The 25,970-nt window shown below is 61.2% G+C and carries 18 protein-coding genes; 5 read left to right on the plus strand and 13 right to left on the minus strand.

The window, feature by feature from the left end; translation table 11 throughout:
• Positions 1 to 2 precede the first annotated feature (2 nt).
• From rpsG to V2391_RS03995, 8 genes are all read right to left on the minus strand, one after another.
• Positions 3 to 476, minus strand: coding sequence for a 30S ribosomal protein S7 (rpsG, locus tag V2391_RS03960; protein ID WP_006235013.1), 474 nt, complete (start codon positions 474 to 476; stop codon positions 3 to 5).
• 73 nt (positions 477 to 549) lie between these two features.
• Complete coding sequence (gene rpsL / locus V2391_RS03965; protein ID WP_006235012.1) at positions 550 to 927, minus strand: 30S ribosomal protein S12; 378 nt, start codon at positions 925 to 927, stop codon at positions 550 to 552.
• A 439-nt stretch (positions 928 to 1,366) separates the two neighbouring features.
• Positions 1,367 to 5,842: a DNA-directed RNA polymerase subunit beta' gene (locus V2391_RS03970; RefSeq protein ID WP_329738328.1), complete on the minus strand. Its 4,476-nt coding sequence runs from the start codon at positions 5,840 to 5,842 to the stop codon at positions 1,367 to 1,369.
• A 6-nt stretch (positions 5,843 to 5,848) separates the two neighbouring features.
• Positions 5,849 to 9,340, minus strand: a complete 3,492-nt coding sequence (gene rpoB / locus V2391_RS03975; RefSeq protein ID WP_329738329.1) for a DNA-directed RNA polymerase subunit beta — start codon at positions 9,338 to 9,340, stop codon at positions 5,849 to 5,851.
• A gap of 287 nt (positions 9,341 to 9,627) precedes the next feature.
• A complete protein-coding gene (locus V2391_RS03980; RefSeq protein ID WP_022094178.1) occupies positions 9,628 to 10,536 on the minus strand; it encodes a UTP--glucose-1-phosphate uridylyltransferase in 909 nt (302 codons plus the stop codon).
• Between the two features lie 312 nt (positions 10,537 to 10,848).
• Positions 10,849 to 11,226, minus strand: coding sequence for a 50S ribosomal protein L7/L12 (gene rplL / locus V2391_RS03985; RefSeq protein WP_006235005.1), 378 nt, complete (start codon positions 11,224 to 11,226; stop codon positions 10,849 to 10,851).
• A 102-nt stretch (positions 11,227 to 11,328) separates the two neighbouring features.
• A complete protein-coding gene (gene rplJ, locus V2391_RS03990) occupies positions 11,329 to 11,850 on the minus strand; it encodes a 50S ribosomal protein L10 (protein WP_006235004.1) in 522 nt (173 codons plus the stop codon).
• Between the two features lie 506 nt (positions 11,851 to 12,356).
• A complete protein-coding gene (locus V2391_RS03995; RefSeq protein ID WP_329738330.1) occupies positions 12,357 to 13,493 on the minus strand; it encodes a pyridoxal phosphate-dependent aminotransferase in 1,137 nt (378 codons plus the stop codon).
• A gap of 93 nt (positions 13,494 to 13,586) precedes the next feature.
• On the opposite strand from V2391_RS03995, the gene V2391_RS04000 reads away from it, so the two are divergent.
• Complete coding sequence (locus V2391_RS04000; protein ID WP_329738331.1) at positions 13,587 to 14,246, plus strand: hypothetical protein; 660 nt, start codon at positions 13,587 to 13,589, stop codon at positions 14,244 to 14,246.
• Between the two features lies 1 nt (position 14,247).
• Here the strand turns inward: V2391_RS04000 and V2391_RS04005 are convergent, their stop codons facing one another.
• The 5 genes from V2391_RS04005 to V2391_RS04025 all read right to left on the minus strand — a co-directional run bounded on the left by V2391_RS04005 (position 14,248) and on the right by V2391_RS04025 (position 21,397).
• The gene (locus V2391_RS04005; protein WP_329738332.1) at positions 14,248 to 14,811 is read right to left on the minus strand and encodes a DNA-deoxyinosine glycosylase; all 564 of its coding nucleotides are present in this window, start codon (positions 14,809 to 14,811) and stop codon (positions 14,248 to 14,250) included.
• Positions 14,812 to 14,814: 3 nt separating this feature from the next.
• The gene (locus V2391_RS04010; protein WP_442877998.1) at positions 14,815 to 16,191 is read right to left on the minus strand and encodes an alpha-amylase family glycosyl hydrolase; all 1,377 of its coding nucleotides are present in this window, start codon (positions 16,189 to 16,191) and stop codon (positions 14,815 to 14,817) included.
• 154 nt (positions 16,192 to 16,345) lie between these two features.
• Positions 16,346 to 17,542, minus strand: a complete 1,197-nt coding sequence (locus V2391_RS04015) for an MFS transporter (RefSeq protein ID WP_329738334.1) — start codon at positions 17,540 to 17,542, stop codon at positions 16,346 to 16,348.
• A gap of 121 nt (positions 17,543 to 17,663) precedes the next feature.
• On the minus strand, positions 17,664 to 20,075 hold the full coding sequence (gene feoB, locus V2391_RS04020; RefSeq protein ID WP_329738335.1) for a ferrous iron transport protein B: 2,412 nt from the start codon (positions 20,073 to 20,075) through the stop codon (positions 17,664 to 17,666).
• A 422-nt stretch (positions 20,076 to 20,497) separates the two neighbouring features.
• Positions 20,498 to 21,397, minus strand: coding sequence for an alpha/beta hydrolase (locus V2391_RS04025; RefSeq protein ID WP_329738336.1), 900 nt, complete (start codon positions 21,395 to 21,397; stop codon positions 20,498 to 20,500).
• Between the two features lie 243 nt (positions 21,398 to 21,640).
• On the opposite strand from V2391_RS04025, the gene V2391_RS04030 reads away from it, so the two are divergent.
• The 4 genes from V2391_RS04030 to V2391_RS04045 all read left to right on the plus strand — a co-directional run bounded on the left by V2391_RS04030 (position 21,641) and on the right by V2391_RS04045 (position 25,969).
• Positions 21,641 to 22,204, plus strand: a complete 564-nt coding sequence (locus V2391_RS04030; protein ID WP_022093882.1) for a PTS sugar transporter subunit IIA — start codon at positions 21,641 to 21,643, stop codon at positions 22,202 to 22,204.
• A gap of 181 nt (positions 22,205 to 22,385) precedes the next feature.
• Positions 22,386 to 23,789: an asparagine--tRNA ligase gene (gene asnS, locus V2391_RS04035; RefSeq protein ID WP_329738337.1), complete on the plus strand. Its 1,404-nt coding sequence runs from the start codon at positions 22,386 to 22,388 to the stop codon at positions 23,787 to 23,789.
• A gap of 251 nt (positions 23,790 to 24,040) precedes the next feature.
• On the plus strand, positions 24,041 to 24,829 hold the full coding sequence (locus V2391_RS04040) for a hypothetical protein (RefSeq protein WP_329738338.1): 789 nt from the start codon (positions 24,041 to 24,043) through the stop codon (positions 24,827 to 24,829).
• 159 nt (positions 24,830 to 24,988) lie between these two features.
• Positions 24,989 to 25,969 (plus strand): ABC transporter substrate-binding protein, encoded by a 981-nt coding sequence (locus tag V2391_RS04045; protein ID WP_329738339.1) that lies wholly within the window; start codon positions 24,989 to 24,991, stop codon positions 25,967 to 25,969.
• Position 25,970: the final 1 nt, after the last annotated feature.

Below are 25,970 nucleotides of genomic sequence, written 5' to 3' on the forward strand. Positions count from 1 at the left end.
ACTTACCAACGATAGTGAGAGAACGCGCGGTTGGCCTCGGCCATCTTGAAGACGTCCTCACGCTTCTTGACGGAAGCGCCCAGGCCGTTGGAAGCGTCGAGGATCTCGTTGGCGAGACGCTCGGCCATGGTCTTCTCCTTGCGAGCACGGGAGAAGTTGACGATCCAGCGGATGCCCAGAGCGGTGGAACGACGGGAGTTGACCTCCATCGGGACCTGATAGGTAGCGCCACCGACACGCTTGGGCTTAACCTCGAGCGTGGGCTTGACGTTGTCCATAGCCTTCTTGAAGGTAGCGAGAGCGTCGCCACCCTCGGACTTCTCGGCAACGATCTCGAAAGCGGTGTAAACGATGCGCTCAGCGGTGGCCTTCTTGCCGTCAAGAAGGACCTTGTTGATGAGCTGAGTCACCAGGCGGTTGTTGTAAACGGCGTCAGGCTGAACCTCACGACGATTAGCTGCTGCACGACGCGGCATGTGAAATCTCCTTAAGTGTCTACCGTGCGGCGCTTAGGCGGCACACGGCGAAAGTATCAAAACGTTATCTGGCTTATTTGGCCTTGGGGCGCTTAGCACCGTACTTGGAACGGGCCTGCATACGGTTCTGGACCGGAGCAGCGTCGTAGGCGCCACGGATGACGTGATAACGGACACCAGGGAGGTCACGGACACGACCGCCGCGGACGAGCACGATGGAGTGCTCCTGCAGGTTGTGGCCCTCACCCGGGATGTAAGCGGTAACTTCGATGCCGTTGACGAGGCGAACACGGGCAACCTTACGAAGAGCCGAGTTCGGCTTCTTGGGGCTCGTGGTGAAGACACGGGTGCACACGCCGCGCTTCTGGGAGTTGTGCTGCAGAGCAGCGTTCTTGGACTTCTTGGGCACGGAACGACGGCCCTGGCGAACCAGCTGGTTAATAGTAGGCAAAGCGTACTCCTTCTCGAATGATTCCAGCTTTCTGTAAAGTGCAACGGCTTGAATCGAGGGGTCAGCATCCCCCTACGAAACACGCAGTTCGATAGGATACGTGCCGTTAGCTGTGCCGTCAACAGACCACGCCGCCGGGCGTATCCTTAAATAGCCACATTTCCGCAAAGCCTACACAAAAGGAATCCCCTCCTGTGCGCTTGGGCGGATTCCCGGACCGGGCGGCCCAGGTTTTAAGTTTGCTGCTCTACAGTCCTGGCTCGCACGGAGGCCACATTAAGTGGCCTCCGGCTCGTGCGGAACTCGCGACAAACTTAACCCCTGTGCCGCCCGGCCCGGGAATCCGGCGTGCTCGTTGGGGCAACGTTTCTCACCAAAAAAAGACCCGCTTCCCTGTTAGGAAACGGGTCTTTGGAAGGGCGGTTAACGTACTAGGAAATTACTCCTCGTCGTTGTCCTTGGCCTCTTCGGCGTCGTCGGTGTCCACGAGCTGGTTGAGCAGCTCGTCGAGGGACGCCATGTCCTCGTTGATCGCGCCGTTGGCGGGAGCCTTCTTGTCGTCGATCGGGGCGCCCAGGAGCTCCTCGTCGGCGTCGGCGTGATGCGTCGGAGCGGAGGTACCCAGCAGGATATCGTCCGGACCGTCGGGGCTAAAGACCATCTGCAGCAGCTGCGAGAGGTCTTCCTCGTCGGCAACGTCGTCGTTGTTCTCGAGGATGTAGAGCAGGTCGTGGGCCTCCAGGCCGTCACGGAGCTCCTCGATCGCCTTGGCACCGATACCATCGATGCGCAGCAGATCCTCCTCGGACTTGCCAACCAGGTCGCCGACCGTCTCGATGCCGACCTCGCTGAACTTGTTGGTCCAGCGCTGCGACACGCCCAGGTCGTCGAACAGGTACAGGCGAGCCTTCTCGGCGGAGATGGTGTGGCCGTTGCGGGTGAACGAACCGTCAGCACCACCGAACTCGTCGTAGCCGGCCCAGTCGAGCTGCTGCGGGAGCTGCTCGTCCAGGTCCTTGAGCTCAACCGGAGCCCACTCGGGCAGCGACTTGGCGTTGGGCGAAGCCGGGCCGTCGATGTCGACATAGCCGTCGGCCGTGCGATACGTCAGCTTGGCGTTGGCGTACGGCTTAAGGCCGGTACCAGCCGGGATCTTCTTACCGACGATGACGTTGGACTTAAGGTCGAGCAGGTGATCGACCTTGCCCTCAATGGCAGCCTCGGTAAGGACGCCAGCGGTACGGATGAACGAAGCGCTCGACAGCCAGGAGTCGATGTTGGACGCGACCTTGAGCGTACCCAGGATGACGGGCTCGGCCACAGGAGCCTGACCGCCCAGACGGGCAACGCGCTCGACCTCGTCGGCGAACTCGTAGCGATCGACGTACTGACCAAGCAGGTACTTGGAGTCGCCGGGGTTGGTGATCTGAACGCGACGCAGCATCTGACGTGCGAGCACCTCGATGTGCTTGTCGTTCAGGTCGACGCCCTGGCTGGTGTAGACGTCCTTAACGCTCTCGACGAAGGTGTGCATCGTCGACTCGATGTCGGTCAGCTTACGCAGGTTGCGGAAGTTGACGAAGCCCTTGGTGATCTGGTCGCCGGCGCGAACCTCACAGCCGTCCTCGATCTCGGGCATAAAGCGCACCGAAGCGGGGACGCGACGCTCGTCGAGGACACGGGTGTGGTCCTCGGAGTCGGTGAGCGTCAGCACGTACTCGGACTTCTCGGGCTTAATCGAGAGGTGCCCGGAGTACGGAGCCAGCTCGGCCTCGCGACCCAGGATCTTCTCGTTGACGTTGCCGACGATATCGAACATACGGCTGACCGTAGGCAGACCCTGCGTAATATCGTCGACGCCAGCGACGCCGCCGGAGTGAATGGTACGCATCGTAAGCTGCGTACCGGGCTCGCCGATGGACTGGGCGGCAATAATGCCGACCGCGGTACCGATGGCGACCGGACGACGGGTGGAAAGATCCCAGCCATAGCACTTCTGGCACACGCCGTACTTGGAGCGGCAGGTGAGCAGCGCGCGGAGCTTGACCTTCTTGAGGCCCGCATCGACCATCTTCTGGATGTCGGCGACCTTCTCGATGTAGCCGTCCTGTTCAAAGAGCACGGTGCCATCGGGAGCCACGACGTCCTCAATGAAGCAACGGCCGACAAGGTCGGTGTTGAGGTCGGTGGTGCCGGGAATGATGAGGTTGTAGGTGACGCCCTCGTGCGTACCACAGTCCTCCTCGCGGACGATGACGTCCTGGGCCACGTCGACCAGACGACGGGTCAGGTAACCAGAGTCCGAGGTGTGGGATGCAGTATCGACCAGGCCCTTACGGGCGCCGTAGGTCGAAATGAAGTACTCGAGCGGCAGCAGGCCCTCGCGGAAGTTCGCCTTAATGGGAAGGTCGATCGTCTCGCCGGACATGTCTGCCATCAGGCCACGCATGCCACCGAGCTGACGCAGCTGGGTCTTAGAACCACGGGCGCCGGAGTCGGCCATCATGTACAGCGGGTTCTCCTCGTCGAACATGTCGAGCATGAGCGCTGCGACCTTGTCGGTACAAGCGGTCCACTCGTTAACGACTTCGATGTGGCGCTCCGTCTCGTTGATGAAGCCCTCCTCGAAGTACTCGTTGATCTGGTCGACGTTGGCCTGGGCGCGATCGAGCAGTTCCTGCTTCTCGGCAGGGATGAGAGCGTCCCACACCGAGATGGTGAGGCCGGCGCGGGTAGCGTAGTGGAAGCCGGAGTACTTGATGGCGTCGAGAATCGGGCCGACCTTGGCCTCGGGGTAACGATCGCAGCAGTCGGCAACCAGCTTGGCCACATCGCCCTTGACCATCTTGTAGTTCATGAACTCGTAGTCTTCGGGCAGGCACTGGCGGTTGAAGATGATGCGGCCGATAGAGGTCTCAAAGCGCGCGGTCTTGTTGCCGGTGACGTCGTAGTCGACAAACTCGTTCTTGCCGTTCTTGACGCGGAAGATACGGGTGCCGTCCTCGTTGATGACGTTGGCGTTCTCGGCGGACACGCGGACCTGGATCTTGGCCTGCATGTCGACCTCGGAGCGGCAGTCATAGGCGTGCAGCGCGTCGTCGAAGCTGGCGAACACGTGGTTCTCGCCCGGCAGACCGTCGCGGACCTGGGTGAGGTAGTACACACCGATGATCATGTCCTGCGAGGGGATGTTGACCGGCTTGCCGGATGCCGGCGAGCGCAGGTTGTTCGCAGAGAGCATGAGCACGCGAGCCTCGGCCTGAGCCTGGCTGGACAGCGGCACGTGGACAGACATCTGGTCGCCGTCGAAGTCGGCGTTGAAGGGCGAGCAGACCAGCGGGTGCAGGTGGATAGCCTTGCCCTCGACCAGCACCGGCTCAAAGGCCTGGATGGACAGACGGTGCAGGGTCGGTGCACGGTTGAGCAGCACGACGCGGCCGTCGATGACCTCTTCGAGGATATCCCACACAAAGGTGGCACCGCGGTCGATAGCGCGCTTGGCGCCCTTGATGTTCTCGACCTTGCCAAGCTCGACCAGGCGCTTCATGACGAAGGGCTTGAAGAGCTCCAGCGCCATGGTCTTGGGCAGACCGCACTGGTGCAGCAGCAGCTTGGGGTCGGTAACGATGACCGAACGGCCGGAGTAGTCGACACGCTTGCCCAGCAGGTTCTGACGGAAACGACCCTGCTTGCCCTTGAGGGCCTCGGCGAGCGACTTGAGCGGGCGACCGCCACGACCAGAGACCGGGCGACCACGACGGCCGTTGTCGAACAGGGCGTCCACGGACTCCTGGAGCATGCGCTTCTCGTTGTTCACGATGATCGCGGGGGCGTCCAGGTCGAGCAGGCGCTTGAGTCGGTTGTTACGGTTGATCACGCGACGATACAGGTCGTTGAGGTCGGACGCGGCGAAGCGGCCGCCGTCGAGCTGAACCATCGGGCGCAGATCGGGCGGAATGACCGGGATGACGTCCAGGATCATGTTCGCGGGGCTGTTGCCGCCCTTCAGGAAGGCGTCAACGACCTCGAGGCGCTTGACGGCCTTCTCGCGCTTCTGCTTCTGGGAGTCCTCGTCGGCGATGATGGCCTTGAGCTTCTCGGCCTCGGAGGGGAGGTCGATGGCAGCGAGCAGGTCGCGGACGGCCTCGGCACCCATACCACCCTTGAAGTACATGGAGTAGTAACGGGTCATCTCGCGGAACAGCGGCTCATCGGAGATGAGGTCGCGCTCGGTGAGCTTCATGAAGGCGTTGAAGGCGTCCGTGCGGAGCTGCTTCTCGTCCTTGCACTCTTCCTCGATGTCGACGATGCCAGAGGCGATCTCCTCGGGGGTCAGCGGCTCCTCGTCGGAGAACTCGTCAAAGTTCTCGGGGTTGCCCTGCTCCTTGAGGGACTCGATCTGGCGGGCGCACTCGGCATCGATCTCTTCCAGATCGGCGGCGAGCTCCTCGCGCAGGTCGTCAGCGTCGGCCTCGCGAGCCTCGTAGTCGACCTCGGTGATGATGTAGCTGGCAAAGTACAGAACCTTCTCGAGGTCCTTGGACTTGATGTCGAGCATACGGCTCATCGGGAAGCTCGTGGGGCTCTTGAAGTACCAGATGTGGGACACGGGAGCGGCGAGCTCGATGTGACCCATGCGGTCGCGACGCACCTTGGCCGAGGTGACCTCGACGCCGCAGCGCTCGCAGACGATGCCCTTAAAGCGGATGCCCTTGTACTTGCCGCAGGAGCACTCCCAGTCCTTGGCGGGACCGAAGATCTTCTCGCAGAACAGGCCGTCCTTCTCGGGCTTGAGGGTACGGTAATTAATGGTCTCCGGCTTCTTGACCTCACCGTGCGACCAGGAACGGATCTGGTCGGCGGAGGCAAGGGAGATCTTTACCGAGTCAAAATCAGTAGCTTCGAAATCTGCCACAGTCAACTACTCCTTATCAGTGGTCGTGGCGGCGACAGCCTCGGGTGCCTCGGCGGTCTCGGCATCCTGGGCCTCGACGTCGGCGTCAACGCCGGCGAGCGCAGCCAGGTCGTCGAGAGCAGAGGTCTCCTCGGCGGTCACAGGGGCGGAGGCGTCCTCGTCGGCATCGTGCATGGGCTCGATGTCCAGCGCGAGGGAACGGATCTCCTTGACGAGAACCTTGAAGGACTCGGGGATACCCGGGACAGGAACGTTCTCGCCCTTGACGATGGACTCGTAGGTCTTGACGCGGCCCACGGTATCGTCGGACTTGACGGTCAGGATCTCCTGCAGGACGTTGGAAGCACCGTAAGCGTACAGTGCCCAAACTTCCATCTCGCCGAAGCGCTGGCCGCCGAACTGAGCCTTGCCGCCCAGAGGCTGCTGGGTAACCAGGCTGTAAGGGCCGGTCGAACGGGCGTGGATCTTGTCGTCGACCATGTGGCCGAGCTTGAGGATGTAGGACGTGCCCACGGTAATGGGCTCGCGGAACTCCTCGCCGGTGCGGCCGTCGAACAGACGGGTCTTGCCGCGCTCGTCAAGCTGGGTGACAAACTCGGGGCGCATGTGATCGCCAAAGGCAGCGGTGGCCTTGTTGAGCATGTTCTTGTTGGCGCGACGGATGACCTCGGCGATCTCGTCCTCCTTGGCGCCGTCGAAGACGGGCGTCGCGGTGAAGAACGGACCGGGGACATACTTGTCGGAGTCGGCATCCTCGGTATCCCAACCGCAGGCAGCAGCCCAGCCAAGGTGGCACTCGAGCAACTGGCCGACGTTCATACGCGAAGGAACGCCCAGCGGGTTGAGGATAACGTCGATCGGGGTACCGTCAGCCATGTAGGGCATGTCCTCGACCGGCAGAACGTTACAGATAACACCCTTGTTGCCGTGGCGACCGGCGATCTTATCGCCCTGCTGGATCTTACGACGCTGGGCGACGTAGACGCGCACCTGCTCGTTAACGCCGGGGGCCAGATCGTCGCCGTTCTCGCGGCTAAAGCGGACGACGTCGATAACGCGGCCGTAAGCGCCGTGAGGCATCTTAAGGGAAGTGTCGCGAACGTCGTGAGCCTTGGCACCGAAGATGGCGCGCAGCAGGCGCTCCTCGGCGGTCAGAGCGCTCTCGCCCTTAGGCGTGACCTTGCCGACCAGGATGTCGCCAGGACCGACCTCGGCGCCGATGCGGATGATGCCGTCCTCGTCGAGGTTGGCAAGCATATCCTCGGAGAGGTTCGGGATCTCGCGAGTGATCTCCTCGGGACCGAGCTTGGTGTCGCGGGCGTCGATCTCGTGACGGGTGATATTGATGGTCGTCAGCAGGTCCTCGGCCACCAGGCGCTCGGACACGACGATACCGTCCTCGTAGTTGAAGCCTTCCCACGGCATGTATGCCACGGTGAGGTTCTGGCCCAGTGCGAGCTCGCCATGATCGGTCGAAGGACCATCGGCCAGAGGCTCGCCCTGCTCAACGGTGTCACCGACACGCACGAGCGGACGGTGGTTGATGCAAGTGGACTGGTTGGAGCGCTGGTACTTGGCCAGGTGATACTCGTCCATGCCACCGGCATGCTTGACGATAATCTTGGAAGCGTCGGCAAAGATGACCTCGCCGGCGTTCTTGGCCAGGGTGACCTCGCCAGAGTCCAGGGCGGCGCGACGCTCCATGCCGGTACCGACATAGGGAGCGGCAGGGTGAACCAGCGGCACGGCCTGACGCTGCATGTTGGCGCCCATGAGCGTACGCTTGGCGTCGTCGTGCTCGAGGAACGGAATCAGCGTGGCTGCGACGGAGAGCATCTGACGCGGCGAGACGTCCATGTAGTCGACGTCCTCGACAGGCACGTCGGCGGGAGCGCCGAAGGAGCCGTCGAAGTCGCGGGTACGGGCGATCACGGTGTGCGGACGGACAATCTTGCCCTCGGCATCGGTCGTGATGAACTCGTTGGTCTTGGGATCGAGCGGCGTGTTGGCCGGCGCGATGACGTGCTTCTCTTCCTCGTCAGCGGTCATCCAGTCGATCTGGTCGGTGGCAACGCCGTTCTCGACGCGACGGAACGGAGCCTCGATGAAGCCGTACTCGTTGACGCGGGCGTAGAGGGCGAGCGAGCCGATCAGGCCGATGTTGGGGCCTTCGGGGGTCTCGATCGGGCACATGCGGCTGTAGTGCGAGTTGTGAACGTCGCGGACGGCCGTCGGCACGTTAGTGCGGCGGCTGGAACCCGACTTGTGGCCGGCAAGACCGCCAGGGCCGAGCGCGGAGAGACGGCGCTTGTGGGTCAGACCGGTCAGGGGGTTCGCCTGGTCCATGAACTGCGAGAGCTGCGAGGAACCGAAGAACTCCTTGATGGAGGCCACGATCGGGCGGATGTTGATGAGCGACTGCGGGGTGATCTCATCGATGTCCTGGGAGCTCATGCGCTCACGGACGACGCGCTCCATACGGCTCATGCCGATACGGAACTGGTTGGCGACGAGCTCGCCGACGGTACGGATGCGGCGGTTGCCAAAGTGGTCGATGTCGTCGACCTTGAAGCCCTGCTCGCCAGCAGCGAGGGACAGCAGGTAGCGCAGCGTAGCGACGATATCCTCGTCGGTGAGCACCGTGACCTCTTCCTCGGTGGTGAGGTTAAGCTTCTTGTTGACCTTGTAACGACCGACGCGGGCCAGATCGTAGCGCTGCGGGTTGAAGAGCAGGCCCTCGAGCAGGCTGCGGGAAGCATCCACGGTGGGAGGCTCGCCCGGGCGCAGGCGACGGTAGATCTCGATGAGGGCATCCTCGCGGGTGAGGGCGGTATCGCGCTCCAGAGTGCGCTTGATCACATCGGAGTTGCCGAGCAGCTCGATGATGTCGTCGTTGGTGACGGCGATGCCAAGGGCGCGCAGAAACATCGTGGCGCTCTGCTTGCGCTTACGGTCGATGGAGACCATGAGCTGGTCGCGCTTGTCGACCTCAAACTCGAGCCAGGCACCGCGGGACGGGATGATCTGGGCCTTGTAGATCTGCTTGCCCGAATCCATCTCGGAGCTGTAGTACACGCCCGGGGAGCGGACGAGCTGCGAGACGACGATACGCTCAGTACCGTTGATGATGAAGGTGCCCTGATCAGTCATCATGGGGAAGTCACCCATGAAGACGAGCTGCTCCTTGATCTCGCCGGTCTCCTTGTTGGTAAGACGGACGTCGGTCAGAAGCGGAGCCTGATAGGTCATATCCTTCTCGCGGCACTCCTCGACGGTGTGCGCGGGGTCGCCGAACTGATGCTCGCCGAAGGTAACCTCGAGAACATGGTTCTGGCTCTGGATGGGGCTGGATTCCTTGAACGCCTCACGAAGGCCCTCGTCCTTAAAACGCTCAAAGGATTCCCTTTGAACAGAGATAAGGTTGGGGAGCTCCATGGCCTCCGGGATTTTCCCGAAGCTGACGCGCTTGCGCTCAGTGGCAGTGTATGCGTAGGTCACCAGGTTTTTCCTCCTTCACGGAAATGCTCGGTGGGTTGGCGAGGCATAGCTTCGCCAGTTATCGCAACCTAATAGTTTATCAGGTACCGACCGTTGAGCAAGAAAAGCCTTGACGCGATTGAGTTTTTGGAGTAGCAAAGTTTTTCGACAGAAAACACGCAGGTAGATGCATGTGTATCGAACATCTGTTCATATATTTTCTGTGAACAGAGAGCCAACAATCGCAGCTCTTATAAAAAACGGGCGCAGACCGAAGTCCGCACCCGTAAATGTCGATGCCCGAAGGCTTACTTGCGCATCAAGCCGCCGCGCTCGTCGATGGCGTCCCAGAAGGCGCTTGCAAAGCGAGGATCGCTTGCAGCCATAAGAGCGTTGGTGGCCATCCAGCCAGACGGGGTACCGGTGTCGTAGCCCGACAGCGGGTCGATGACGACAGCGTACATGGCCTCGCGATCGAGCGAACGGGCCATAGCGTCGGTCAGCTGGATCTCGCCGCCCTTACCGGCCTGCTGGTCGGCCAGCAGGTCCATGACCAGCGGGCTCAGCAGGTAGCGACCGACGATGTACAGGTTGGACGGAGCCGCCTCGGGAGCGGGCTTCTCGACCAGACCGCCAATGCGCCAGACAGCGCCCGGCTCGGCATCGGCAGCATTCTCGAAGCCCTCGAGAGAGCCCACGCGATCGCCGGCGATAACGCCGTAGCGGCTGACCTCCTCGGGAGCGCACGCGGCAACGGCGATAACAGAAGCGCCACCATGCTCCTTAGAGACGGCAAGCATCTTGTCGCAGATGTCACGGTTGGGCACAACGTAATCGCCCAGAAGAACCAGGAAGTTCTCCCCTGCCACAGCGTCGGCGGCAGAGCGAATGGCGTGGCCAAGGCCCTTGGGCTCGTACTGATAACGGAAGTCGACCGGCATACCACCCGCATGGGCGACGGCGTCGGCATAAGCATCCTTGCCGCGCTCGCGAAGCAGGTTCTCGAGCGAGCGATCGGGCTGGAAATAGCTCAGCAGCTCAGGCTTGCCGGGAGAGGTGACGATAATGGCATCGTCGACCTCCTCGGGGTCGAGTGCCTCCTCAACGACGTACTGGATGACCGGCTTGTCGAGCACCGGCAGCATCTCTTTGGGCGTGCACTTGGTACCAGGCAGAAAACGCGTGCCAAGACCGGCGGCGGGGATGATTGCCTTCATAGTATTCAGGGATCCTTTCGCAGGCGCAAATAGCGCCCGTGCATGCGGCTCACCGGCCGCAGACCAAATTGCGATACCGGATTATCTTACCGCTGTTAATTAACGTTAATGCAGGCAAACGCCATTCTTCAGCAGGTCAACGCAAATTATTGCTTGAATGGTGCAATTTTATCGCCCAACGGTAGCGACCCCAAAGCACCGCAAACGACAGCAATTTGCATGCCGAGCCAGCAAAATAGAGTGGTCATAACAAAAAAGACGGGGCTCGCAATGCGAACCCCGTCTGCAAAGAAATCTGGCGAGAAAGCCTGATTACTTGAGGGTGACAGCAGCGCCAGCAGCCTCGAGCTTCTCCTTGGCAGCCTCGGCGTCCTCCTTCTTGGCACCCTCGAGAACAGCCTTGGGAGCGCCCTCGACGACCTCCTTGGCCTCCTTCAGGCCAAGGTTGGTGAGCTCACGGACGGCCTTGATGACCTGGATCTTGTTGTCGCCGAAGCCCTCGAGCACGACGTCAAACTCGGTCTTCTCCTCGGCCTCAGCAGCGCCAGCAGCGGGAGCGGCGACAACGGCGGCAGGAGCAGCGGCGGAAACGCCGAAGGTGTCCTCGATAGCCTTAACGAGCTCGGAAGCCTCGAGAAGGGTCATTTCCTTAAGAGCATCGATGATCTCATCGGTGGTAAGCTTAGCCATTTCTAAGTCCTTTCGGTTTCCGTGTCTGTGCACGGAGATCAGTTAAAACACGGCGCGAATGCGCCAGGGGTGCGGCGTTGCCGCCGCGGGTGAAAACAGCGACTAGGCTGCCTTCTGCTCGGAGACCTGCTGGATCGAACGAGCGAGACCAGAGGAAACGCCGTTGACGCAGACAGCGATGTCGCGAGCGAAACCGGAGATGAGACCGGCGATCTGGCCGAGAAGCTGATCCTTGGTGGGCAGCTCGGCGATAGCCTTAACATCATCAGCGGAAACGGCCTTGCCGTCGGAGATACCGCCCTTGATCTCAAGGACGCCCTTGGACTTAGCAGAGAAGTCCTTAAGGGCCTTAGCGGCCTCGACCGGCTCGGACTCGTAGAACACATAAGCGACGGGGCCGGCGAGGATCTCGTCGAGCTCGGGCTGCTCCTGGTTCTTGAGAGCGATCTTGACCAGGTTGTTCTTGTAGACCTTCATCTCGGCGCCGCACTCGCGAAGCTGATGACGCAGCTCCTGAGCCTGCTTAACCGTCAGACCGTTGTAGTTGACGACGAACAGACCGGCGTTCTCGGCGATACGGGACTCGATCTCTGCAACCTTGTCGATTTTGTACTGCTGGGGCATGAATTACACCTCCTCGAATTCTTTCCGGGCACGGTCCGCCACAAGGACGTGACGGGGGCATGTCCAAAAAGAAAGCCCCCGCGCTGCATGAGCGACGGGGGCGAGAAGACATATCTACTCGACCACCTCGGCTGGCGGGATATCCCATTAAGCTCGCGGGCGATGCCCGTTTGCACCGGCTGTCTCTGGCAGCGGATTCGTGCGTGAACCGAAAGTATTATGGCGGGGACCCCGGCGTCGGTCAACGGAAAACCGGGCTGCACACAATTCCACCATCCGGCACGCTCCGCCGAAGGCCGGGCGCAAGGTTTTCGCTCGGTCAAGTCCTGGGCTCGCACGAAGACCACATTAAGTGGCCTTCGGCTCGTGCGGAATCTACGAAAACCTTGCGCCCGGCCTTCGGCGGCGCGGCCTGCGGTGACTTTGGGGCAGCCCGGGTTTTCGTTGGCTGACGCCCCCACTCATAGTGCTTGAGTCGGTGGGCTGATGTGTTGCGTCCCGCTGGGCTATAAGGTCGAAATGAAGGTGGACAGGCGATTTAGGCCTTCGTCCAGATCTTGGTCGGAAACGCAGTAGCTTAAGCGGATGTGGCCTTCGGTTCCGAAGCAGTCTCCGGGAACTAGGGCTACATTGGCTTCTTTGATGACTTTGATGCAGAAGTCTTCGCTTGTTAGGCCGAATTGTTTGATGCTCGGGAAAGCGTAGAAGGCGCCCGCCGGTTCCACTACGTCGAGGCCCATGGCGTTTAAGGCTACGAGCACGCGTTCGCGGCGAGCTTGGTAGACATTGAGCATGGGGGTTGGGTCGACGGTCAGAGCTCGAGCCGCGGCGTCCATCTCAAAGGAGACGGCACTCGATATTAGGTATTGGTGAGCTTTTGCGATCTCGGCGATGACGGGGGCTGCGGCTGCGAGCCAACCTAAGCGCCAGCCGGTCATGGCCCAGGGCTTGGAGAAGCTCTCGATAACTACCGTCTGATCGCGAAGCTCCGGGTGACGCTGGGCAAATCGCTCGTAGCCGTCCACGTAGACCAGGCGGTTATATACGTCGTCGCAGATTACGTAGATGCCCGTCTGGTCTGCCACGCGCGCCACGGCGTCGAGCGACGCCGCGTCGAGGATGCAACCCGTGGGATTGTTGGGCGAGCAGATGACGATGGCCTTAGTCGCCGGTGTCACGCAATCACGAAGTGCGTCTTCGTCAATCTGGAATTGTGCAGGCTCTGTATCCAAAAAGACCGCTTTGGCATGATTGGCCACGACGATGCTCTCGTACAGGCCAAAGGCCGGCGTTGGGATAATGACCTCGTCGCCGGGGTTGAGCATAGCCATAAATGTTGCCGACAGGGCCTCGGTCGCTCCGTCGGTCAGGATGACCTCGTCGGCCGAAAACGTAAGGCCCGCGTCCCCCATGTAGGCAGACAGCGCCTCGCGCAGGGCGGGGCGACCGTTGTTGGGCGGATAGTGCGTGTCGCCGCGGCCCAGCGCGGCGGTCACCTCGGCGCTAATCACATCGGGCGTGGGAAAATCAGGCTCGCCAAGCGCAAGCGCGATGCACCCCGGATGCTGGGCGGCGAGCGCATTGATCCGACGGATGCCGGAGGGCTTGAGCGTGGCAAGCGAGGTATTCATGGGCAGACGCATGGCATTCCTTTCGTAAGGGTTGCACTAGGATAGCGTGGCGAGACGCCGCCAGACGGTGTAACCTAAACGGAAACCAACCGGAAAGGAGGCGGCATGGAGACGACCGCACGCGGCGATATACCAAAAACGCTGCATAACATCGCGTTTGTCAGTATTCCCGAGAGCGCCGATCTTGAGTTTTTGCTCTGGGACCTCCAGGATGCCATCGCCGCCTATGCCCAGCTTTCTGGCACCGTACTCCCCCGCCCAGTCAACTTGAAGGCAAATGATGCCGGTGCAGTCGATGGCATGGTGCTCGCTGTTGACGATGCATTTGATGATGAGGCTATGATTGCTGTCGAGCAGATACTCGATCGCCTTGGGAATACAGAGACACGCATCTATGTCGTCGTCCAGGCCCTGTCAAAAAACAACAAGCAGGCGGACGAAGTCCTCGACCGCTTGCACCGGGCATGCATTCTACGTGACCTGCCATGGTGCGACGGCGTTGTCATCTGTGCCGGCAGCGGCATCGCAGCGCTTCACCATTCCCCACGCATGGGCGTCTTGCGCCGACCATTTTCGGAAGCGATGGATAAGCTTGTAGGCGCTGTGCGCATGGGCTGCTCCATCGAGCATGCGCAGCTGCTTGGCGGTGGCAATGCCGGTAGTGTCGATGCCGACGGCATGGTGCGTGCCAGGCCCGCCGTGCCCGCACCAATCTGGCGCGTCATCATCAAACGCCTCGGCACCCGCGCCCAATCAGATATCTAAATTACAGAGCGCCCCAATCAACGGCATCGCGCCAGCGCTCGACAAGGCGTTCCAGGCGCCATGCCGCATTGGCGGGACTTGTCGACGGCAGAACGATGGCGGGCAGCCCGGTGCGTTCTTGTAGATAGCGCCTGTAGAGCCGACCAGCTGTGCCACCGTTGCATATCACCTGCTCAATGGGGGCTGCGCCGGTAATGCACTCGATATGTGCCGGCACAACGTTGCGAATGCTCGCGTCACTCGAGCCCTTAATGTCGCAGCTCTCAATCACATCCCATAGGGCTACGCCGCCGTAAAGCAGCATAGATCGCTTGACGGCAATGGAGGCATCGAGCGCCGCGTGCTCACCGCTTGCCAAAGAATCGCCCTCGTTGGGCGGCACAGGCACACCGAGGCACGCGGCCATCACGCGCCAAAAGCGATTCTGCGGATTGCCATAGTAGAAGGCATTGGCGCGCGAAAGCACCGAGGGAAACGACCCGAGCACCAAAACGCGCGAGTGCTGGTCGAACACGGGCTCAAACCCATGCTCAATATGTTGATAGCCCTCGTCGGACGCCGCCATGATCTAGGCCCTCAACAGATAGCGCACCTCGTAGGGCGCAAGCTCGAGGGTGCCCGTCAGCTCGACCGCGAGCGCGTCGTCGGCAAGCAGATCGACAAAGGAGCCGTTGAGCTCGCCGGCGCCAAAGGTGTAAGGCTCGCCCACGGCGTTCACCGCCACGAGCACCGTCGCGCCGTCACAGGCGCGCTCGAACAGCAGCTGCTTGTTCTGGATCACCACGTTGCGATAGGCACCGTAGTTGAGGGCGCGGGCCGCCGCACTGTCTGTCGAGCGCAGGTGCGCGAGCTGCTTGATGAAGGCCGTCAGCTCGTTGGGCGCAGGCTCATCGAGCGCAGGTCGCAGCGCCCAGTCGCCATCGGGGCCGCCCTTTTCGCCAGGAATCCCCCACTCGCTGCCATAGTAGACGCACGGAATGCCCGGCATGCCAAACAGCATGCCATAGGCGGGGCGCAGGCAGGACTTGTCCGTCAGGATGCTCGCCAGGCGCGGCACATCGTGGTTGTCGACAAAAGACAGCAGGTGTTTGCCGCGGTAGATGCACCACGGGTCGCCGCCAAACTGACGGTGCAACGAGTGGGCGATCTCGAACATGTTGACCGAGTTAAAGCTGGAGTACAGGCCCTTGTAGCACTCGTAGTTGGTGCAGGAGTCGAGCATCTCGTCGTTGACGATCTGGTTGTAGTCGCCGTGGAGCGTCTCACCAATCAGCACAAAGTCGGACTTGAGCTCACGGGTAAAGGCGTGCAGGCAGCGCATGAAGTCGCGGTCGAGCATATAGGCGACGTCCAGGCGCAGGCCGTCGATGCCAAAGACCTCGGCCCAGTGACGCACGGACTCAAGCAGGTAATCAACCACAGTGGGGTTTTGCAGGTTGAGCTTCACAAGCTCAAAATGGCCCTCCCAGCCCTCGTACCAAAAGCCGTCGCCGTAGCACGAGTCACCGTCGAAGCTGATGTGGAACCAGTCCTTGTACGGCGAATCCCACTTGCGCTCCTGCACATCACGGAAGGCCCAAAAGCCGCGACCGACGTGGTTGAAGACGGCATCGAGCACCACACGGATGCCGTGGGCATGCAGCGTCTCACACACGGCGGCAAAGTCGGCATCCCTACCCAGGCGGCGGTCAATATGGCGCAGGCTGCGCGTGTCGTAGCCGTGGCTATCGGACTCGAGCGGCGGGTTGATGAGCACGGCGCCAACGCCGAGTTCCTGCAGGTAGTCGGCCCATTGGGCGATCTTCATGATGGGAGCGTCGGGATTGGGCGCGGCGTTGGCAACCTGGGCGAGCTCGTCCTCGGCAACGGGCGCGGCATTCTCGTGCGGAGCTCCGCAAAAGCCCAGCGGATAGATCTGATAGAACGTCGTCTCGTATGCCCACATAACAGCCTCCCAGAAATCCTTCACGCAACGCCACCCATTGTATGCCCAGCTTGTATCCTCTTCCCCAAAATAAGTTGCGGTGGAATAGTTCCTGCTTGGGTCTTCAGAGGCCTTAAACAAGAACTATTCCACCGCAACTGATGAGGGGATGTGGCTAGGCGACGGGCTTTGCGCGGCGTATGGCCGGGAACAGTACGGTAATGGCGAGGATGACGCCCACGACGGCGATCGTGCCGCCCGCGTAGCCGATCCAAGCGATGCCCGGGCCCGACACCACGGCGCCGCCGATTGCGGTGCCCGTGCCGATACCCAGATTGAACAGGCCCGAGAAGATCGACATGGCGACAGCCGACGAATCCGCCGGCGTGTTCTTGATGAGCTCGGCCTGGAACGCCACGTTAAAGGCCGTGGCGCAGCAGCCCCACAGTGCGCAGACGGCAAGCACTGCCGCGAGCGACGATGCGGCCGGACCCATGAGCAGCAGGGCCGCCGGCACGCCGGAGAGCGTAATAGCCAAGAACGGGAAGCGATGCCCATCGAACAGGCGGCCAAACAGCCAGCTTCCGAGCAGACCAGAGCAGCCAAACGCCGTCAGCGTCATGGTGATGGCGCCCGCGTCGACGTGCGCGACCTGTGCCAGGAAGGGCTCGATATAGCTGTAACCCGCGTAGTAGCCGGTCGCCATAAAAACCGTGACCGCGTAGAGCGCGATCAGGAGCGGGTTCTTGAGCAGCTCGGGCAACTGTTTGACGGTAAAGCGCTCGCCCGCCGGCATGGCCGGGAACACGGTCGCCTGGTAGACGACCGCGATGGCCGAGAGGACCCCGACCACGGCAAACGTCATGCGCCAGCCCACGGCCAAGCCAATAGCGCGACCGAGGGGCAGACCAAAGATCTGCGCGATTGACGAGCCCGTAGCGATCATGCTGATGGCGAGCGCCCCGTGGCGAGTGTCGACCAGGCGCGAGGCCATAATCGAAGCGACCGACCAGAACACGGCATGTGCGCAAGCGACCACCAGGCGCGCACAGACCAGGACGGGATAAGTCGGCGCCACAGCGGACAGAAACTGGCCCAGCGAAAACACGGCCAGCACGCCCAGCAACATCCGCTTGAACTCAAAGCGCGAAGCGAACACCATGAGCGGCAGCGACAGCAGCATGACGCCCCAGGCATAGACCGAGATCATGATGCCGGCTTGGGACTCGGTGAGCGAGAACGACGCGGCGATGTCAGTCAAAAGACCGATGGGCATAAACTCCGACGTGTTGAACACGAAGGCGCAGCAGGTGAGTCCGATGAGCGGGAGCCACTGCTTGAGCGTGATGCCGTCTTGCCTTGCCTGAGTCATATATAACGTCTCCAATCGTTTTGAGCGGAGGCGATTATATAGCAACGGTCCCGCATCCGTCAGTAACGGACACGGAACCGAAAACAATTCGATACACAGAGGTTGCGCCGTCAATAAATAACTAAGCCAGCCCCAGCAATATGCCCGCCGAATGCACGACAAACGCCACGATCCAGGCGACTGCCACCTGAAACGCGAACACGGCAACGGCGTAGCGCGCGCCCAGCTCGCTCTTGACGGCGCCGATCGCAGCCACGCACGGCGGGTACAGCAACGTAAAGACCAGGAACACATAGGCAGTAAACGGCGAAAACATGGTCGACAGTGCCGCGGGCGAGGTCGCGCCCAAAAGTACCGTGAGGGTCGAGATGACACTCTCCTTGGCGATAAGTCCGGTGACGAGCGCCGTGGATGCACGCCAGTCGCCAAACCCAAGCGGCGTCAGCGCCGGCGCGATGATGCTGCCGAGGCCCGCAAGCAGACTCTGCGACTGATCGGCGACCACATTAAAGCGGATGTCGAACGTCTGAAGGAACCAGATGACCACGGTAGCGGCAAAGATAATGGTAAAGGCCTTGGTAATAAAGTCTTTGGCCTTATCCCATGCCAGCATCACCGTCGTCTTGACGCTCGGCAGGCGGTAATTGGGGAGCTCCATAATAAACGGCACTGGGTCGCCCTTAAATGCTGTGCGATTGAGCACCAAAGCCGCAATGCAGCCGACCACGATACCGATCAGATAGAGCGAGACCATAGCGGGAACCGTCGCCTGTGGGAAAAACGCCCCGCACAGCAGACCGTAGACCGGCAACTTGGCCGAGCAGCTCATGAACGGCGTAAGCATGACCGTCATCTTGCGGTCGTGCTCGGATGGGAGCGTACGGGTCGACATGATAGCCGGCACGGTGCAGCCAAAACCGACGAGCATGGGCACAAAGCTACGGCCCGACAGGCCAAAGCGACGCAGCACCTTATCCATGACAAAGGCCACACGCGCCATGTAGCCCGAGTCTTCCAGAATGGAGAGGAACAAGAAGAGCACGACGATAATCGGCAGGAAGGTCAGTACGCTACCCACGCCCGTAAGCACGCCGTCAACAGCCAGCGAGCGCACCACGTCGTTGGTGCCGAACGCCTTGAGGCCCGCATCGGCCGAGGCGATGATGGCAGCGATGCCGTCCTCCATAAGTCCCTGCAACGCCGCGCCGATCACGCCAAACGTCAGCCAAAAGACAAGGCCCATAATCACCAGGAACGCCGGAATGGCCGTGTAGCGACCCGTCAGGATGCGGTCGATCTTGACAGAGCGCACGTGCTCGCGACTCTCGTGCGGCTTGACGACGCAACGCCCGCACACGTCGCCGATAAAGCTAAAGCGCATGTCGGCCAGCGCGGACAGGCGGTCGGTGCCGGCCTCGCCCTCCATCTGGGTAATGATGTGCTCGATGGCGTCGAGCTCGTTGCGGTCCAGATGAAGCGCCTCGGTTACCAGCTCGTCGCCCTCAACCAGCTTGGTCGCCGCAAAACGCACGGGAATGTGCGCCGTCGCGGCATGGTCCTCGATAAGGTTGGCGATGCCGTGGATGCAGCGATGCAGCGCACCGCCGTCCGAGCCATCGGGCGCACAGAAGTCCAGGCGACCGGGGCGCTCACGGAACCGCGCCACGTGCAAGGCATGATCAACCAGCTCGCCGATGCCCTCGTTGCGGGCAGCGCTAATGGGGACAACGGGCACGCCCAACAGGCTCTCGAGCAGGTTGACGTCCACGGCGCCACCGTTGGCCGTCACCTCGTCCATCATGTTGAGCGCGATGACCATGGGGCGATCGAGCTCCATAAGCTGCAGCGTCAGATACAGATTGCGCTCGATGTTGGTGGCGTCAATGATATCGATGATGGCGTCGGGATGCTCATCCAGGATAAACTGGCGGCTCACGATCTCCTCACCCGTGTACGGCGACAGAGAGTAAATGCCGGGCAGGTCGGTAACGCTCGCCTCGGGGTGGTTACGAATGGTACCGTCTTTGCGGTCGACCGTTACGCCGGGAAAGTTGCCGACGTGCTGGTTGGAGCCCGTAAGCTGGTTGAACAGCGTGGTCTTACCGCAGTTTTGGTTGCCGGCGAGGGCAAAATGCAGCGGCGCGCCCTCAGGCACGGCCGTCTTCGCGGCGCGGGGCGAATACGTCCCCTCGCCCAGGGCCGGATGCTCCGTCGTGCCGATTGCGGCGTTAGCGCGCGGACCCGCATCGGTGTCGTGAACACCCACGAGCTCGATGCGAGCGGCATCGTCCTTGCGCAGCGTCAACTCGTAGCCACGCAGGCGGATCTCGAGCGGGTCACCCATGGGGGCGTACTTCATCATGGTAACTTCGGTGCCCGGCGTTAGACCCATGTCCAAAATATGCTGTCGAAGCGCCTGATCGTCGGATGTCACCGATGCGACAACGGCGTCCTTTCCAATCTCGAGTGTATCGAGCTTCACGTCCGTGTTCCTCCCCCGGCGCCCACAGGGCGTTGTATTTATGTTCACCATGGCTAACCGTTTGCCATGACTAACCAATTGTAACCATGCATGATAGCGCGAACACACAACGACGTTCAATCGACAGATCGGTGCGATGGGGACAGGCAGGAGAGTTCAGGGCCATAGTTTCCCGATGAGGCCTCTCGGGGAAACTACATCCCAGAATTCTGGCTCGAAACGGGATATGGTTTCCCTAACAGGCCTCTTACGGAAAATGCATCCCAGAATCCCCGCTCGAAACGGGACGCGCTTTCCCAGTCGAGGCCCTATGGGAAACTGCGTCCCACCTTGAAAGGCAAAACTGGGACGCAGTTTCCGGGCGGGGCATCAAAAACGAAGTTGCGGTGGAATAGTTCCTGGATGGGCTGGTTGATGCCCCAGATCGGAGCTATTTCACCGCAAGTTATTGAAGGGCTGGGATGCCCGTCCTCTTACAGATGGCGCTCCAGGAAGCGGAAGGCTAGGCGAATCCAGGGACGGACCGCCACCTGCTTGTCCTCGTTGTCGACCGCGGTGTTGGCGTTGCCGAGCGAAAGGCCGTGACCACCCTGGTCGAAGACGTGCATCTCGCATGCAACGCCCTCCTCGGCCATGCGCTGCGCAAACGGGCATACCTGCGCGATCGGCGCCGTCTTGTCGTCGGACACGCCCCACACAAAGGTCGGTGGCATCTGACGCGAAACATGCGTGGTGGGGCAGATGTCGGCCAGATGCTCGTCAGTTGCCTCGCCGCCCGTCACCATCGACAGGTAGTCGTTGAGCAAATCGCGTCCCGTCTTGCCGCCCGTCTTGGGCACGCGCAAGTCAATGCGCGGATCGCGCGTCTGCATGTCGCGCACATAGGCAAAGTCGAGCAATGGATAGCCCAGCACCACGGCATCGGGACGAATGTCGTCCGGACGCGCCCCGGCAAGTGCCGCAAAGGGGCCGGTCTTCCACTGTGTTGCCAGCGAGGCGCAAATCATGCCGCCAGCAGAAAAGCCCACGACGCACACGCGCTTAGGATCGACATGCCACTCGTCGGCGTTGGCGCGCACCGTGGCGACCATCTTGGCAAGATCTGCCTGGGGGTGCGGAAAGCTCACGTCACCCGTAGAACTCGTGACATAGTTGAGCACAAAGGCCTGGTAACCGTGATCCAAAAACGCAAACGCCACAGGATCCTGCTCATGCGGAGCGATATGCGTAAACGCACCTCCGCCACAGATAATCACCGCGGGGCGGCGGCCATTCGGTTTATCGGGCAACGGCTCGGCACCCAAATACGTAAACGTCGCCGGATAATCCTCGGTCGGCTCCTCGCCCCACAGCGCATGGTTCTCGACAATCATATGTGCTCCCTTCGCGCAAATTATGCGCCCTTGTTTTTCGCCTTCAAGCGTACCCCACTTGAACCCGTGGCGCAGAAACACTCCGGCAATAAGTTTCCCTTCAACTGATATATCACATAATCCCAGTTCAGAGGTATCGTTGAGCAGCGTAGAATAGGGGCGTTGACCAAGCCGCGAAACACATGTGAAACGTTTCCGGCAAACCAAACGCGCGATATGCGCCTATTTAAGTTGGAGGCAACTATGGGTCTGCTCGATTCGCTTAAGTCCACCTTCACCTCGACCGGCGAGGCGTCCGTTCCGCCCGCAGCAAGCTTCGCTACCCGCGAAGGCGTCATCTATGCCCCCGTCAACGGCGTGCTCGTCAACCTGGACGAGGTTCCCGACGAGACGATCGCCTCGGGCATGCTTGGCCAGGGCTATGGCATCGAGCCCATTACCGGCACCATCTATGCGCCCGCCAACGGCCGCATCGGTGCCACCACTGTCACCAACCACTCCATCGGCATGATTACCGAGGACGGCCTGCGCGTGTTCATCCATGTCGGCCTGGGCACCGTGGAAATGAACGGCAAGGGTTTTGCCCGCTTTGTCGAGATGGGCGATGTGGTCAAGGCAGGCCAGCCGCTCATCAGCTTCGACCGCGAGGCCATTAAGGCCGCTGGTCACGAGGACATCGTGACCGTCATCGTCTCCGAGCTCGATCGTCTTAAGAGCATCGACCATGTCGGCGAGTCTGGAACGCTTATCGGCGGCAACCCGCTCGTCAAGCTTGGCGACCCGCTGCTGGTAGCCAAGACCAAGTAGCCAGGCCCCGCGCCACACAGCCAAAAGGCACCTCGTCAAGCGCCCGCGACCATTTGGCCGCGGGCGCTTTTCGTTTGAAAAACCATCCCGCCAATGCCTTATCTGTATAGCCCAAATGAGACGAGCTGCTAGAATAACGAACTGTATGGATAACTATCATTCAACCGTTATGGGAGGATACGTGAACCGCACCAAAATCGCGCAGCTCTATGCCGATGCCGAGTCGCTCGGCGGCCAAACCGTCACCGTCGCCGGCTGGGTCAAGTCCGTCCGCGACATGAAGAACTTTGGCTTTGTTACGCTCAACGACGGCAGCTGCTTCCGCGACCTGCAGATCGTCATGAACCGCGAGGCACTCGACAACTACGACGAGATCGCCCATCAAAACGTCTCGGCCGCACTCATTTGCACCGGCACCGTCAAGCTGACCCCCGATGCGCCCCAGCCTTTCGAGCTTTCTGCCACCTCCATCGAGGTCGAGGGCACGAGCGCCCCGGATTACCCGCTGCAGAAGAAGCGCGCAACCGTCGAGTTCCTGCGCACCCAGCAGCACCTGCGCCCGCGCACCAACCTGTTCCGCGCCGTGTTCCGCATCCGCTCTGTCGCGGCTGCCGCCATCCACCGCTTCTTCCAGGAGCAGGGCTTTGTCTACGTCAACACCCCCATCATCACCACGAGTGACTGCGAGGGCGCCGGCGAGATGTTCCGCGTGACCACGCTCGACCCCAAAAACCCGCCCCTCACCGAGTCCGGCGAGGTCGACTGGAGCCAGGACTTCTTTGGCAAGCATGCGAGCCTCACCGTGTCCGGCCAGCTCAATGCCGAGAACTTTGCCATGGCCTTTGGCGACGTGTACACCTTTGGCCCCACCTTCCGCGCCGAAAACTCCAACACCACGCGCCACGCCGCCGAGTTTTGGATGATTGAGCCCGAAATGGCCTTCGCCGATCTGAACGACTACATGGATAACGCCGAGGCCATGCTCAAGTACGTCCTTAAGGACGTCATGGCCACCTGCCCCGACGAGCTCAATATGCTCAACAAGTTTGTGGACAAGGGTCTGCTCGAGCGCCTGGACCATGTCGCCAACTCCGACTTTGCCCGCGTCACCTATACCGAGGCCGTCGAGATCCTGGAGCAGGCAGTCGCTGCGGGTCACAAGTTTGACTATCCCGTGAGCTGGGGCATCGACCTGCAAACCGAGCACGAGCGTTTCCTGACCGAGGAGCACTTTAAGCGCCCGACCTTTGTAACCGACTACCCGGCCGAGATCAAGGCGTTCTACATGCGCATGAACGAGGACGGCAAGACCGTCGCCGCCGCCGACTGCCTGGTTCCCGGTATCGGCGAGATTATCGGCGGCTCCCAGCGCGAGGAGCGCCTGGATCTGCTCGAGGCCCGCATCAAGGACCTGGGCATGAATCCCGAGCAGTACAAGTACTACCTTGACCTGCGCCGCTACGGTTCCTGCAAGCACGCCGGCTACGGCTTGGGCTTCGAGCGCTTGGTGATGTACCTCACCGGCGTGGGCAACATCCGCGACGTCCTGCCGCACCCGCGCACCGTGGGCAACGCCGACTTCTAATCGCCATAGCGCCACCAAACGCGTTCCAGCGCATCACGCCAGCGCCTCTCGGCAAGCCGAGGGGCGCTTTTTTTCAACAGCATCCGTCAAGCTTTTGGCAAGGTTTTGGTCAGTTAGGCAGGGTTGTTGAAAACTCGACCCGCCGTTTGCCGGCAACCATCGACCGTCCAAGGCGTCACGCGTCCTTGGCCAGACTCCGCACCCTAGGCTCTGATCTGCCATCACCAAAAAAAGGAAAGGACGTGGGCGCTATGACCGAAGCCGTTGTTGAAAACTACGAGACCACGACCAGGGGCTCCGCCTCGATGGCAGCCTATCGCGCCGTACGCATTCTGCAGCTCTTGAGCGAGAACACCGGCGAGGACAAGGCGCTGCTTTCCGACGAGCTGGTCGAGCTCCTCGCCCATCCCGACGACCCCGCCCGCATGCCCATCTCGGCGGCACGCCGCAGCATCTATACCTCGATATCTGCACTTCGTCACGCCGGATACGAAATCGACTATAAGCGCGGCGTGGGCTATCGGCTCCTCACCCGCCCGCTTGCTGACGAAGAGATCATACGGCTCCACGGCATGGTCATGCGCAACCGATCGACGCCCATAGCCATTCGAAAGAGCATGGCACAGCACCTGGTCGCCATGGCGAGCGCCGATGTTCGCGACTATCTCGATATGCCCGAACCGGCACCGGCCGCCAACGACGCGCCCGTCAAGGCAACGCGTCCGCACGCCAAGCGTATCGACACGTGCGAGCTCGTCGAACAGGCCATCGACCATGGAACAACCGTCAGCTTTGATATCACAAATGTCCTGACCCGGGGCGAAATCGAGGTGGTGCGGATGACGGTCCGGCCCTTTGCCATCAGGCAACGCGATGGCGTCTCGTATCTGCTGGGAACGGTCTACGACACCCGAGGCGCCGACGACACTCTGCGCACCGTTGAGGTCAGCCGCATGAGAAACGTCAGCACGCGTTTGCTCGACGGCAAGAAACTCTTTGCCGCGCTAGACGAAGAAGACAGCCCCGCACCCGCAGCATAAGCCCCGTTACCGTCCGTCGTTCCTCAGCACCGCCCATCCGGTTCAGTATTAAAAAACCCGCCAGGTTATTGTAAAAATGGACATCGGCGTTACTATAGTCCCACTTGCACTTTTTCCTAGTGCAGTGTTTCCAGCCATTTTTATACTGGGGGTAATGATATGAAGGACATCACCATCAGCCGCAGGAGCCTTCTTGTCTCCGCTGGCCTGCTCGCGCTCGCTCCGCTCGCCGGATGCGGCGGCAACTCTGGTTCCGGCTCCGCTGCCGCCGGTTCCGACTACACCATCGGCGTTCTGCAGCTTACCGAGCACTCCGCGCTCGATGCCGCCAACGACGGCTTTGTCAAGGCCATCAAGAAGAGCGGTCTCAAGGTCAAGATCGACCAGAAGAACGCCCAGAACGACCAGTCCACGTGTAAGTCCATTGCCGACAAGTTCGTAGGCGACGGCGTCAACCTGATCTATGCCATCGCTACGCCCGCCGCGCAGGCTGCCGCCGGTGCCACCGCCGATATCCCCATCGTTGGCTGCGCCATCACCGACTACGCCGCTTCCGGCCTGGTCCAGGACAACGACAAGCCCGGTACCAACGTCACGGGCGCTTCCGACCTCACCCCGGTCGCCGAGCAGCTCGAGATGATGCAGAAGGTCCTGCCCGACGTTAAGAAGGTCGGCTTGCTCTACTGCACCGCCGAGTCCAACTCCGACGTCCAGATCAAGGCCGCCAAGAAGGAGCTCGACAAGCTAGGCCTCGAGTACACTGACTTCACCGTCTCGAGCTCCAACGAGATTCAGTCTGTCGTCGAGTCTGCCGTGGGCAAGGTCGACGCGCTGTACTCCCCCACCGACAACACCATCGCCGCGGGTGCCTCGCAGGTCGGCCAGATCTGCAAGGAGAACAAGCTCCCCTTCGTGACCGGCGAGGAGGGCATGTGCAAGACCGGCGGTCTGTTCACCCTCTCCATCAACTACGAGGACCTGGGCTATGCCGCGGGCGAGATGGCCGTCAAGATCCTGAAGGGCGAGGCCAAGCCCGAGGATATGCCGATCAAGCACCTCTCGAGCAAGGACCTGGTCGTCGTCAAGAACGACGAGATGGCCGAGGCCCTGGGCATCGACCTTTCCGCTCTGGACGCGTAGC

The sequence above is a fragment of the Collinsella sp. CM84Y_54 genome (genome assembly GCF_036317945.1).
Classification (GTDB): Bacteria; Actinomycetota; Coriobacteriia; order Coriobacteriales; family Coriobacteriaceae; genus Collinsella.